The organism is Pseudoalteromonas sp. AS84 (assembly GCF_038900255.1).
Lineage (GTDB): Bacteria > Pseudomonadota > Gammaproteobacteria > Enterobacterales > Alteromonadaceae > Pseudoalteromonas.
The window spans coordinates 328,709-340,898 of record NZ_JBBMQY010000002.1 but is presented as its reverse complement, the minus strand read 5'-3'; the positions used below and the strand labels follow the sequence as shown (position 1 = coordinate 340,898).

At 40.3% G+C, this 12,190-nt stretch carries 9 protein-coding genes; 1 reads left to right on the top strand and 8 read right to left on the bottom strand.

The features are described 5' to 3' along the window. Positions 1-207: 207 nt before the first annotated feature. A complete protein-coding gene (locus WNY79_RS03860; protein WP_342875196.1) occupies positions 208-1,341 on the bottom strand; it encodes an endo-1,4-beta-xylanase in 1,134 nt (377 codons plus the stop codon). Positions 1,342-1,457: 116 nt separating this feature from the next. Between WNY79_RS03860 and WNY79_RS03855 the strand changes: the two genes are divergently transcribed. Then, positions 1,458-2,432, top strand: a complete 975-nt coding sequence (locus WNY79_RS03855) for an SMP-30/gluconolactonase/LRE family protein (protein ID WP_342875195.1) — start codon at positions 1,458-1,460, stop codon at positions 2,430-2,432. A gap of 152 nt (positions 2,433-2,584) precedes the next feature. Here WNY79_RS03855 and WNY79_RS03850 read toward each other — a convergent pair whose 3' ends face one another. The 7 genes from WNY79_RS03850 to WNY79_RS03820 form a co-directional block, all read right to left on the bottom strand. Continuing rightward, complete coding sequence (locus WNY79_RS03850) at positions 2,585-3,865, bottom strand: glycosyl hydrolase family 8 (RefSeq protein ID WP_342875194.1); 1,281 nt, start codon at positions 3,863-3,865, stop codon at positions 2,585-2,587. A 218-nt stretch (positions 3,866-4,083) separates the two neighbouring features. Next, on the bottom strand, positions 4,084-4,905 hold the full coding sequence (locus WNY79_RS03845) for a ThuA domain-containing protein (RefSeq protein ID WP_342875193.1): 822 nt from the start codon (positions 4,903-4,905) through the stop codon (positions 4,084-4,086). A gap of 7 nt (positions 4,906-4,912) precedes the next feature. Then, the gene (locus WNY79_RS03840) at positions 4,913-5,623 is read right to left on the bottom strand and encodes a DUF6445 family protein (protein WP_342875192.1); all 711 of its coding nucleotides are present in this window, start codon (positions 5,621-5,623) and stop codon (positions 4,913-4,915) included. A 5-nt stretch (positions 5,624-5,628) separates the two neighbouring features. Beyond that, positions 5,629-7,113, bottom strand: coding sequence for a tryptophan halogenase family protein (locus tag WNY79_RS03835; protein WP_342875191.1), 1,485 nt, complete (start codon positions 7,111-7,113; stop codon positions 5,629-5,631). Between the two features lie 22 nt (positions 7,114-7,135). Then, positions 7,136-8,146, bottom strand: coding sequence for a cupin-like domain-containing protein (locus tag WNY79_RS03830; protein ID WP_342875190.1), 1,011 nt, complete (start codon positions 8,144-8,146; stop codon positions 7,136-7,138). A 10-nt stretch (positions 8,147-8,156) separates the two neighbouring features. Next, on the bottom strand, positions 8,157-8,900 hold the full coding sequence (locus WNY79_RS03825; protein WP_342875189.1) for a SapC family protein: 744 nt from the start codon (positions 8,898-8,900) through the stop codon (positions 8,157-8,159). A gap of 176 nt (positions 8,901-9,076) precedes the next feature. Continuing rightward, on the bottom strand, positions 9,077-12,106 hold the full coding sequence (locus tag WNY79_RS03820; RefSeq protein WP_342875188.1) for a TonB-dependent receptor: 3,030 nt from the start codon (positions 12,104-12,106) through the stop codon (positions 9,077-9,079). Between the last annotated feature and the right edge of the window lie 84 nt (positions 12,107-12,190).

Sequence of the window (12,190 nt, the reverse complement as noted above, 5' to 3'; positions counted from 1 at the left end):
TTGAGTATGCTTTGAGTTTGATTTGAGTCTGATAAAAATAATTAAATAGAAGGTGTAAGTGATACGTGTGCTTGTATTACTTATGTAAGATCAAGGTTTACCAGCTCATCGCTTAGTAAAATGACTTTTATTTGCCTCCATATAAAAATTTGCAAACAAAAAAAGCCGAGTATTTAAAAATACTCGGCTTTGACTACACAATGCGATTTACTGAACTACTTCAGTAATTGTTTTAATAACTGACTTAGGGTTTAAATTACGATCCCATAGTAATGGGTAGTTTGTTCTGTTTGGGATTGGGTAGTCATTTTTCCACGACATACCATCGTGTAATCCCCAAAAGGTTACGCGGTCTATCTTGTCGCGCTTTGCGTAAAACAGTTCAAACAAGGCTTTATAACGGGCGTTTAATTGCGCCTCTACGTCGCTTGGCAAGCCATTTTTGTATGGGTCGAGGTAGGTTTCAAACTCTTCTAGCTGAAACTGCGGTTTCATCATATCGGTGCCGGTAATCTGCCCTTCTTTTGTTAAAGGCAGCACGTCTATATCAAGCTCAGTGATCATCACTTTTATACCCAGTGCGGCGTATGCGTCAATGGCTTGTTCAATGTATTGCATTTTAGGAAAGTTAAGCCCCCAGTGCGCTTGTATGCCAATGCCATCAATGCGGATACCTTCTTTTTGCAGCATTTTGATCATACGTATAATGCCGTCTCTTTTTTCTGGTCGCCATGCATTAAAGTCGTTGTAGTAAAGCTCGGTACTAGGTGAATACTGCTGGGCGTATTTAAACGCGGCTTTTACCATCGTATCGCCATCACCAACGCGGTTAACCCACACAGTTGGGCGATAAGAGCCGTCATCAGCAATCACTTCGTTAACTACATCCCACGCATCTACTTTGTTTTTATAGCGCCCTGCTACAAGCTCTATGTGTTTGCGCATTTGCTCAAGCTGCTGTGCTGGGGTATTTGGCTCATTTTTGCTATTTGTAAAAAACCAGTCAGGCGTTTGGTTATGCCACACTAAGGTGTGGGCTACGGTAAACATGTTATTTTGCTTGGCAAAATCTATAAACGCATCTGCACCACTAAAATCGACCTTACCTTGCTGTGGGTAAATTACTTCTGCTTTCATGGCGTTTTCTAGGGTGACTGTATTAAATTGCTTAGCAATAATTGACTGCGCGGCTGCGTTTTTGCCTGTCACTATATCTTGGTTTACAGCAACCCCCATTTTGAATGAGTCTGCAAAGGTGTTTTTAAGAGCTTGGTCTTGTGCAGCGTTTACGCTTAATGACCCTGCAAGTAAAAGCAGGCTGAGTGTGTGTTTTTTATGCATGTGTGTGCTCCGTTGAATCGTTATTATTTTCGATAAATATCATACAACGAAAAAAATAAATGATATAGTCAAAATGACCATTAAATTATAAATTAAACAAACCTGAGTAAACGTCCATGCTAAAAACACACAAAAAAATACTAAGCTTAGTTGTATTAATGCTCTGTTTTAATAAAGCAGCGCTGGCACAACAACCTCAAAACCCGCCTTTGTTAAACGCTGTAAACAACCCAAGCAATGAGCAGTCGCCATTAATAAAGGGCGTAAAACCCACACTTGTTAGTGACGAGCTTTTATTTTTAGAAGGCCCAACGTGGTCAAGCCAAGACAATGCGTTTTATTTTTCAGAAATGAACTTTGCAAGCTCGCAAGCACTTGGCCCTGATTCCACCATTTATAAATTAGTGCTGCCCAATACTCTCACCACTTATTTAAAACACAGTGGTACAAACGGATTGTATGCCAAAGGAGAGAGCCTCTATACGCTTAACCATAGTACGCAGTCGCTTTCTAAAATTAATATAAAAAGTAAAACTAATACCGTAATAGTTAGCGAATTTGATGGGCTAAGCTTTAGCTCGCCAAACGATATGACTATGCATAAAAATGGCGATATATTTTTTACCGATCCTAACTGGCAAATAGGCGAACGCACTCAACAAATGCCTTATACCGGCGTGTATAAGTTAAGTAATACGGGCACACTTAGTTTAATTGACGCTACGCTTGAAAAGCCCAACGGTGTTGCGCTCTCGCCCGATCAACGTACCCTTTATATTGGCGACTTTAGTAACCGCGTCAGCAAATACACTATTGATGAAAACGGTGATATTTCACCACGCGAAGACTTTATTAAAGTAACCTCGCCCGATGGCATAAAAGTAGACTCCGCTGGCAATATTTACGTAAGTAGCCACAGCAAAGGCGTTATTAATATTTACACGCCAAGTGGCGCGTTTATCGATAAAATTGAACTTGGCCCTAATGTAACCAACCTTGCCTTTGGTGGTAAAAACCGAAAAACGTTATTAATAACTACCGCTAAGGGGTTATTTACACTTGATGTAAAAATAGCTGGTTTGGCTAATTAGTTAAATTAGTTAAGCAACGTATTAAAGAGAAAGTTAAGTTTATTAGTTAAGCACAAAAACCGGTGTAACTTGGTTACACCGGTTTTTTATTATCTAGGTTTTGCTGCATAAGCTTTTACTACTTAGGTTTTTGCTACTTAAGCACCGTTATTTTAATTAAACGTGTTGTTATAAAGCTTAAAATTGCCCGATACATGCAGCATAGCTAACATATACAGCGAACCATTGTAGTAACGGTAGCTACCGGTTGGTTGCGATAAAGACCAAAACTCGTTAAAAAATTCATTTGCTTGCCCAGCATTTGTTGAAGCAAGTAACGCTACTGCATTCGCGGCTTTTTGACCTTCGCCTGCACAGCCTTTGTTTTGCGCACCACCGTACGAATACACTTGCTCGTAACAGTTTTTACTGTTGTTTGTTTTTGCATAACTTAAAAAGCCAAGTGCTTTATTAACTGCATTTTTATGCCACGCTTGAGCACCCATTAAATGCGCGTCTAAACCCACATTCATAATTACACGCCATGCATCAAATTCATACCATTGACCTGGGTTTGCTTGGCCGTTAAAAATGTAGCCAATAACAGGGCTGCCATCTAAGCGCGATAAAAATGTAGGTAAGTTCCAATGCGGATTATCACTTACTTTTGTAAAATGGTTTTTGAGTAAGGTTCTACTTTTTGTGGCTACTTGTCGCCAGTAAGTTTTGTCTGCTTGGTTAGTTACGTTATTAGCAAAGTAGTCGTAAAACGCAGGTATATGGTAAGAAGGGTCTGTTAAGTTATCTAAATAAGGCGAAAAGCGGATTATTTGGTTTTCCATCAGCTTATTTTTAATTGTGTTTAACATTGTAATTGCATCGTTGTAGTAGTTAAACTCCCCCGAATTACCCCAACGAGCGGAGGCATTAAGTAGTGCAAAAGCAAAGTACTCTTCGCCATCCGGAGCGGGGCCTTCATCTACTTTATAAACAAAGCCGTTTTGATTAAGCTTTAGTTTCCACGCGTAAACGCCTTGTTTTTTAGCATCAGGGTGGTTGTCTGGATTTTTTTGATACGCTTTTGCAAAGCGCCATAGGTTATCAAATTCTTCTTGTTTATTAAGCATGACAGCAGCGGTCATTCCCCACGATTGCCCTTCTGTTCTTATATCATCACCCTCGTCAGGGTTAATTGCTTTTATGTAGTGTGCTTTATAAACACCGTTTTCTGTGTACGGGTAGTAAAGTTGTTGTGTATTGTTATAGCCAAACATATTGTCAAAAGTACTATTCACCTTTTGTTGTATGTTTGTTTTACCCATTTCTTGTGCGAGGTTACGGTATGCTCCTGAACTGTCGGCGCCTACACTCGATGGGTTATTATTAAATACAGCAAGTGATTGATAGCTTATTAGTGTTAACAATAAAGTTGTTATTTTAAAAAATACTTTCATGTTTATCCTCTTTATTTGAATTATAACAGCGTGCAATTCAATATAGTCTTTTTGACCATTTGATCAAGAGGTTCTCAAAACTATTTATCTGTTTTATAAACTAAGAGAAATGTGTGAGGTGCTTAAGAAATGCTTAAATATAAAAGGCCGCTTAAAAAAGTATCCTGAATCGACATGAATTGTGCTAAAAAGCGTATTTATTAGTTATTTATTAATTACTACTTTTTTAATCCTTTACCCGTTGCAGCCCAATAAATTCCGCCATAAATATGCTCGGTTAAAAACTCACTGCTATACACCGCATTAGTATGCCCAAGGGCTGTATAAAACGAGCGTCCGCCATCGTAATTGTGATACCACGAAATAGGATGAAACGCCCCCATACCCGAGCCTGTTTTGTTATTACCCCAATCGGCAGTTGGGTTGTAACTTTGCTCATCAACGGTGAGTAAGTAGTTTAACTTAGTGAGCTCTGGCCCAAACTCGTACCACTCGTCTGTCCAAAGCATCTGCTGCGGCATGTGATTTAAGCCAATAAAGTTAGTATTAGGCACTTTACTTAATACACCAGTTTGAATAACAGGATGAATATTAAAGGTGCGCCCCACCAGCTTTTGGTACCAAGACCAATCGTATTCGGTATCTGATGCGCTATGAATGCCAACAAAGCCTTTGCCTGCTTTTACAAATCGCTCAAGCGCGGCTTGCTCTTTTGGGTTTAAAATATCGCCCGTGGTTGATAAAAATACCACTACATCAACATTTTTTAAGTAATCGTCGTTAAAATAATGGCTTTCTTCGTGCCAAATTAAGTTAAAAAAGTGCTTATCGGCTAAGCCTTCTAGCGCTTTAACGCCTTCGGTTTGCGACTTATGGTGCCACCCTGCAGTTTTTGTAAATAGCAGCACATTAAATTGCTTTTTAGGGAGGGTATCAAACCCTGTAGCATGACTTTTTTGCACTGTTGCCATACTCAGCGCCAATACAACAAAGCTTAATAGCCAACCTTTATATGCGAATCGAGGTAAAGAAAAAGACATAGTAATCCTATTTAAAATGAACAAACATATTGGCCGTTAGCCGCCCTGTTTGTGGACACGACGAAATATCGGTAGATGTATTAAGTAAACTGGTGTGCAGCAAATATCCAGGAAACACAATAAGCCTATTTGGCTTATATTCTATGTGCTTGTAGCACTCAAATTCACTGTGCTGCGTGGTGCAATAACTAGGCTTTGCATTATCTAATTCAAGGTATTTCTGAGCATATGTTAAATACGTGTTTTTGCGCTTTGAGCTTATTGATTCAAACCCTGTTTTTTTATGTCTAAAAAATCCAGTGCCGCCGTGCGCTCCCCCTCCAAGATAATGAATAATGGCAATTAAGTTTGGATCGTTTGTATCAAAGTGTGGCAAGGTTTGTATTGGTGATAGCTGCCGCTCCGTTTTAGTAATTAACGATAAGGTATTATCTTTTGGGTATGGGGTAAGTGTTTTCCCAATATTAAATACGTTATAAAGCCCCTGTATAAGAGGCTTTAAGTAATCAACCACACATTGCTTTGGAAGCGGCATGCGTAAACCTGGGTATTGAGTGAGTTCGTCGGGTTTAAACTCCCCATTACTTTGAGCAGCATTTTGCGCTAGGTTTATAAGTTTTTGCGGCTCGCTCAGGTAGTTGTCAATTATAATAATTGGCGTTTGCTCTTGCCCTATAAACTCATATTGCGGCTGTAAGTTATTGCCAAGTGTTAGCATAATACTTACTTAGCCTTGCAATAATAATTAGTAAAATCAATGTGGCTCGGTAAGCTATCTGCTTTTTTAGCCACATGATTTTTTATTGACTCTAAAAAGCGTTTTAACTCATCATCGCTCATGCTATCTACAATGGGGTGATAATTTTGTGGCATTAGCCCTTGCCCTAACATAACTTGTAACCACGATGCTTCGCCAAATAACTCTTGATCTGCTTTATATACATGCCCGCTTTGCTTAAATAGCTCAATGCGTTTGGCAAGCGACTCTGGAATTGGCATATTTTTACAGTAACGCCAAAAGTCGCTGTCGGTGCGCTGCGTCACATGGTAATGAAGCACAATAAAGTCGCGAATGTTTTCGGCTTCAAAGCGCATTTTGTTATTAAAGTCATCTTGATAGCACGACTCGATTGCTTTGGTTGGCATGTTTTGCATTAATCTAATAATGCTTTGCTGAATTAAATGAATACTGGTTGACTCCAGCGGTTCAATAAAACCGCTTGCTAAGCCAATAGCCACACAGTTTTTGTTCCAATGTTTACGCCGTGTACCGGTGCGGTATTTAATAACGCGCGGCTCATTAATAGGTTTGCCTTCTACGTTATTGAGTAGCGCTATTTTTGCCTCATCATCGCTCATGTATTTACTGCAAAACACAAAACCATTACCACGGCGGCTTTGCAGCGGTATTTGCCACTGCCAACCACATTTATGTGCCATTGCACGCGTGTATGGCACAATTGGGCTTACTAATTCTGTTTGTACTGCTACTGCGCTGTCGCACGGGAGCCAATGGCTCCAATCTTCGTATCCGGTGTGTAGCGCTTGCTCTATTAATAAACCTTTAAAGCCGGTGCAATCTATAAATAAATCGCCCTCAATAATTTGCCCGTCACCTAAAGTAAGCGATTTTATAAAGCCATTGGTGGGCTCTAAATTAACTTTGCTTATCATGCCTTCTATACGTTTAGCGCCGTTTTGCTCTGCAAAATTTCGTAAAAATTTAGCGTACAAACCGGCATCTAACTGATAAGCATGGTTACGGTCTTGATTCGGTACTACGGCAAATTTACCCAAGCGACTTGCTACGTGCTCTGTGCAATAGTCGCCAATATCGGCTGCAACACCTTGTTGCATACCTTTTAGCCAAAAGTGCTGAAAACCTGCAGCCCAACAGCCTTGCCCGACATAACCAAATGAGTGAAAGTAGCTTTGCTGGTTTTGTTTCCAACCCTCAAACGATATGCCTAATTTGAACGTGGCGTTAGTGGCTGCCATAAATTCTGATTCGCTGATTTTTAGTAAATCATGAAATATATGCAGCGTAGGGATAGTAGACTCCCCGACCCCTACGGTAGGAATTAAATCGGATTCAACTAAGCACACTTCAATATTTTTACCTAGCAGCTTTGCCATTGCAGCGCTGCACATCCAACCAGCGGTGCCGCCCCCTGCTATTACTATTTTTTTAATTGCATTTTGATTCATATTTCAAACCTTACAAGTACGCTTAGCGTCTTAATTTATTTTGTAATTCGGCTCTTAATTTACGCGCTGCAAGCTCATCCATTGGCTTTGCTAAAATAGCCTGTGCAGGCTCTGGGATGTGAGTAAATTCGTTATCGGAAAATACGTAGTAATTAAACAAACGTTGCCATGCTGCGCGCTCATGCTTTGGTAAATTACGTATGTTTAAAATAGCAAGGTGCAACGCATTAGTAGGCTGACCATAAACCGCAGGCGTATTTTTAAACCAATAATTAAACAGTATATTTAAGCTGCCAAGCCCCTCTACTTGGTGCCACCACATGCTGGGCAATATAAGGGCATCGCCGGCTTCAAGATCAACGGTAATTGCCGCTTTTATTGCCTGCTCAAACTTAGGAAACTGCTCAAAGTTAGGTGCAGTTGTAGTGGTTAAGCTTATTGGCTGACCACCGGGTGCTTTATCAAGCGGACCTATATATAAATTGTCTATTTGATCGGGGGCAAATAAAGTAAAACGCCTTTTACCTGCAACGCAACATGCTAAATTTTGCGCTACGTCGTAATGTGCTGGTACGGTAACTTTTCCGCCTGCCCATACATTAAATAAACAGCCTTCGTTTAATGCGTTAACTTGGCAGTGATTAACCAAACCAGGTAAGCACTGTGCAATGCTAGTAGAGCCAATGTATAAAGTGTCGGCTTGTGGGTTATTTGCACTTTGCATTATTTGCTCAAGCGCATTAATAAATGCCGCTTGTTGATTAGTAAAGTTAAAACCGCTCATATCGGGGTTATACCCTACAACCCCGCTTTGACTGGCGGGTATTGTGCAAGTGTTAACTAAAAAACCTTCGTAAAACGGTGTTAAATAATCAATTACATCTGCATCAGATTTTTTAGCGGCAATAACGACGGGCCAATCGCTTACAAACCCTTTTAGTACAATAGGCACAGACGAGTTTAAAAACTCTTTAGGCAACGTGCTGGGAGTTAAGCCATTAAGCGTTTGAATTTTATTTTCTAAATTTTCCATAGTTAAGCACTTATACAGCGTGCTTTTGTAGCATAAGTTGCTCGTTTTTAAGCGCGACTAAATCACGTACATGTACTTGCGAGGCAATGACCATGTATATACACGCTAAATACCCTTGTGAGTGCAGCTGCGCAATTGCATCGCGACTTAGTTGGTTAAGCGTGTCTTCGTTTATGGTGTAAAAGCCGAGTAAGTTATGTTTAAGCCCGTTTACTAAATCAAGCTCTAGGGATACCGACTCAAGTAAACCATGTTTAATTAAGGTTTTAATAAAGGGCTGGTTTTGTTGTAAACCATGATGCAGGTTGTCGAGCACATTTATTACGTTTTCGAGGTAATCGCTATTCCCGCCGTGTTCTAAAAATAAGTTAATACCCTGCTTTGTTGATACTTTTGGCGAGTCTAAATCAATACTAAGCATGCGCTCTTGCGTTGCTACACCGTTTTGCATTGTATTTTGAGTAGCAATAGCAAAAGGCAGTCGCTGCATACTTAACGGAATGTAGTGTGCTTGCCATTGCTGGTTTACTAAAAATAAATTTTCGTCTTTATTTATGCCGTACAAACACACCGGCGAAAATGTATTTGTTGTATCGTCCTTGGTAAAAAATATTGGATAATGTGCTTGAGCGACTCTAAATTCGCTCACAAATGTTTCGCTATACCAAACCCCGTCACCTAAGAGTGTGCTGCGTGCAGGGTTTATTTTTAAATGCTGATGCTCAACATTATTTAATAATGCATGATTGGCCATGGATTGTGTGCTCCAATTGTTGTTGTGTGCCTTTACTTACTGTTACGAGTTAAATGTAACAAATAAGTTAAATTCACATTGACTATAACAGCTGAGTATTATTATTACTAGGTTAATTTAGGCAAATAAAAAGCCGCAAAATGCGGCTTTTATAAGGTTGCTACTAGGGTAATTTATTAAAAATTATAACGAACACCTAAACCATAACGAGAGCCAGTTTGAGTGATGTTATAAATTAGCTCTTGCTTACGCCCGTACGATGTTACGTACTCGTCAGTAATGTTTATACCTTCAATAAATACGGTAAATCCCTCTACTGCTGGTACTTCGTAACTTACGTTAAAGTCTATTTGGTAATACTCATCGGTGTAAATTGGTGCGGTTAAATCGCCATTTACACGACGCTCATTTAAAAACGAGTCGCGCCAGTTATACGCAATACGCGCTTGTAAGCCTTCTTTATCGTAAAAGAACACCACGTTTGCCGTGTCACTTAACCCTACTAGTGCTTCTGTATCCTCTAGTGAGTCGTTGTCGTATTCAAGGCCTGAGTCAACCATAGTGTAGTTAAAAATACCGCCAAAACCTGACTCACCAAATAAATGCTGAATATTAAATTCAAAGCCATCAATAGTGTATTCTTGGTCGCCATTTACAGGCACGTTTATTCTAAAGTTAATTGGATCATCTGAGTCTGGGTCACCAACAATTGTGCCACCGTCTAATTCACCATCTTCATCAAAATTAGGCTGCACATTTGGATCATCAGCAAAGTTTTCAAAAATGTAATTTCTGATGTCTTCGTTAGATGCATTACCACCTAGTGCACTTGATGCAGCTCTAAATTTTTCACCATTTAATGGGTCATATAAGTTAAATATATTTGAGTCGATAGTGCCTGTAGTGATCCAATTTGTTACGTCTTTTTTAAAGTAACCAAACGAAATATAGCTTCCTTCGTCGTAATACCATTCACTTGATAAATCGTAGTTAATTGATTCAAGCGGTTTAAGACCTGGATTACCAGAGCCACCCGAATAACCACTTAAACTACCACCGGTATTAATAGTTGTACCGCCTTGCAGCTGACCGTAGCCCGCTCTTGAAATAGTTTTACTCGCTGCTGCACGGATCATTACATCTTCAACAACTTCAATATTAAAGTTAATATTTGGCAGGAACTGGCTGTAATCTGCCGATTGGCTTAGCGTTTCAATACCGGTAACACCGGTTACTGATGTGGCTGTATCTTCGTTCCACTCTACGCGGCTGTAACCTGGTGCGGTTGCTTTAGAAAATACGTCTGTTTTTTCGTAGCGTAAGCCAATTTGCAGGTCAAAGAACATGCCGCTCAATTCACCTTTGTAGTTTACTTGTGCAAAAGCAGATTGCGTTTTTTCTTCAGTAAAGCGGTTTGTTGCTGCATCCCAGTCGGTTGAAGCACAAAATTGTCCTTCGCCGTTTGGTCCTGCCGCTGCGCCGTCGGCTGCTTTACAATCACCATAAAGGTTATCTACGTTGGCAATAGGATCTGCGTACTCTGCTGCATTTACAATCGCATCAAAGTCAGCAAAAAAGATTGTATTAAATAAATCGTATTCGCCTTGTGTTGCAGTGCCTTCAAAGTTACCCGCTTTAGCTTGAAACTTATCTAAAATAGTATCTTGGCGCCAATCGATATCAGCAAAGTCGCCCTCAACACCAACTCCACCCCAATCTGGGCGCTGCACTTGTGTATGACGATAATGGTTGTTTACTTTATTAACTGCAACACCAAAATCAATACTTAAACTGTCGTCAAAAAAGTACTTACCTGAAATTTGCGTTTGATCGATTTCTGAATCGTATTTGTCGTTTGCAAACCAGCTACCCGATAAACGCATGGTTTCTGGGGTAAAATTTTCAATGTTACCAATAGCAATACCGGGTAAGTCGCCGGTTAGATCAAGCCCGGTACGTGAACGTGTGTAAGATGGTAACTGAATATTGTTACGTGTACCGTGGCGTGGATCAGTTGCTTTCATTGAGGCTTTTGAACTGTGGTGATCAAACTCTAGGTTAAGTTGATCAGACACTGTCCACTCTAAATTAAAGCCTAATGAATCTGTTTTTTCTTCGCGACCCCAAGAACCTACCGTAAGCGACGTATCGCGGAAATCGGCATCACTTTGGATGTCATAAATTTCTGAGTAAATGAGTGGGTACGCGTTAGGCTCGCCCGCCCAAACAGATTCACTTCTGTCGCCAGCGTAGTTAAACCAAACTGAGGCGTCAGTGTGCTGCTCTTCAACGGTTGTTTTAAAGCCGGTGTAATCAAGGGTTGCTGTAATGTTTTCAACAGGCTGATATTGAAATACCAACTGACCATTTACACGTTCACGTTGACGTTCTTCAAACACATAACGTGGTTGTTGCGGGTTTGAGTAAATGCCTGATATAGGTCTGTTTGCTCCGCCTTCTGCGCCTGCAGGTACACCGCCCCATCCTGTATTTGTGTAATCAGATGCTCTGTAGCCTTGATCTTGAATAAACTGCTGCATACCGCTTTCACGGTCTTGGTAGCTACCTGAAATCGAAATACCAAACTTGTCATCCCCAAATGTTTGCGAATATAAACCGCTTACCTCTGGTGTAATGCTACCCTCGTCGGTTGATTGATCGTCTACAGCTTTTACGCCAAACGATGCTTTTATACCTGGGCTATTTAAAGGTCTATTTGTTGTTAAGTTTATAGTTGCGCCAATGCCACCTGAGGTAACACTTGCGTCTGATGTTTTATAAACTTGTACGCCCGATACGCTTTCAGATGCGACATTTGCAAAATCAAATGTGCGGTCACCTGTTGTATTAGGAAGCTGACGACCATTAATAGTAATTAAGTTATTAGCAGGTCCAAATCCACGGACTGTTACGCGGCTACCTTCACCGCCCGCTCTATCAATTGATACACCGGTAATACGTTGTAACGATTCAGCAAGATTGGTATCAGGAAATTTCCCCATATCCTCAGCCGAAATTGCATCGACAATACCAGAAGAATCGCGTTTAACATCCATAGAGCGTTGCAATGAACCTCTAATGCCGGTTACTTGTATTATTTCTACATCTTCATCGGCAACAGTTTCGGCAGCGTAGCTTTGGTGAGGAAGCGTAACGGTACCCATTGCAGCGAGTATGGCTGTTGAAATTATCTTTTTCTTAAACATCATGATGCCTTTTTCTTATTTAATTATTATTGACGTACTGCAAGACTTTAAGAATTACTCGAAACATAATTGTAAACTATTTGT

What these genes read in the sequence shown, in the direction of transcription:
- WNY79_RS03845 (WP_342875193.1), bottom strand. Translation starts at nt 4,905, where the DNA reads ATGTCTTTTTCTTTACCTCGATTCGCATATAAAGGTTGGCTATTAAGC.
- WNY79_RS03855 (WP_342875195.1), top strand. Translation starts at nt 1,458, where the DNA reads ATGCTAAAAACACACAAAAAAATACTAAGCTTAGTTGTATTAATGCTC.
- WNY79_RS03830 (WP_342875190.1), bottom strand. Translation starts at nt 8,146, where the DNA reads ATGGAAAATTTAGAAAATAAAATTCAAACGCTTAATGGCTTAACTCCC.
- WNY79_RS03835 (WP_342875191.1), bottom strand. Translation starts at nt 7,113, where the DNA reads ATGAATCAAAATGCAATTAAAAAAATAGTAATAGCAGGGGGCGGCACC.
- WNY79_RS03850 (WP_342875194.1), bottom strand. Translation starts at nt 3,865, where the DNA reads ATGAAAGTATTTTTTAAAATAACAACTTTATTGTTAACACTAATAAGC.
- WNY79_RS03840 (WP_342875192.1), bottom strand. Translation starts at nt 5,623, where the DNA reads ATGCTAACACTTGGCAATAACTTACAGCCGCAATATGAGTTTATAGGG.
- WNY79_RS03825 (WP_342875189.1), bottom strand. Translation starts at nt 8,900, where the DNA reads ATGGCCAATCATGCATTATTAAATAATGTTGAGCATCAGCATTTAAAA.
- WNY79_RS03860 (WP_342875196.1), bottom strand. Translation starts at nt 1,341, where the DNA reads ATGCATAAAAAACACACACTCAGCCTGCTTTTACTTGCAGGGTCATTA.
- WNY79_RS03820 (WP_342875188.1), bottom strand. Translation starts at nt 12,106, where the DNA reads ATGTTTAAGAAAAAGATAATTTCAACAGCCATACTCGCTGCAATGGGT.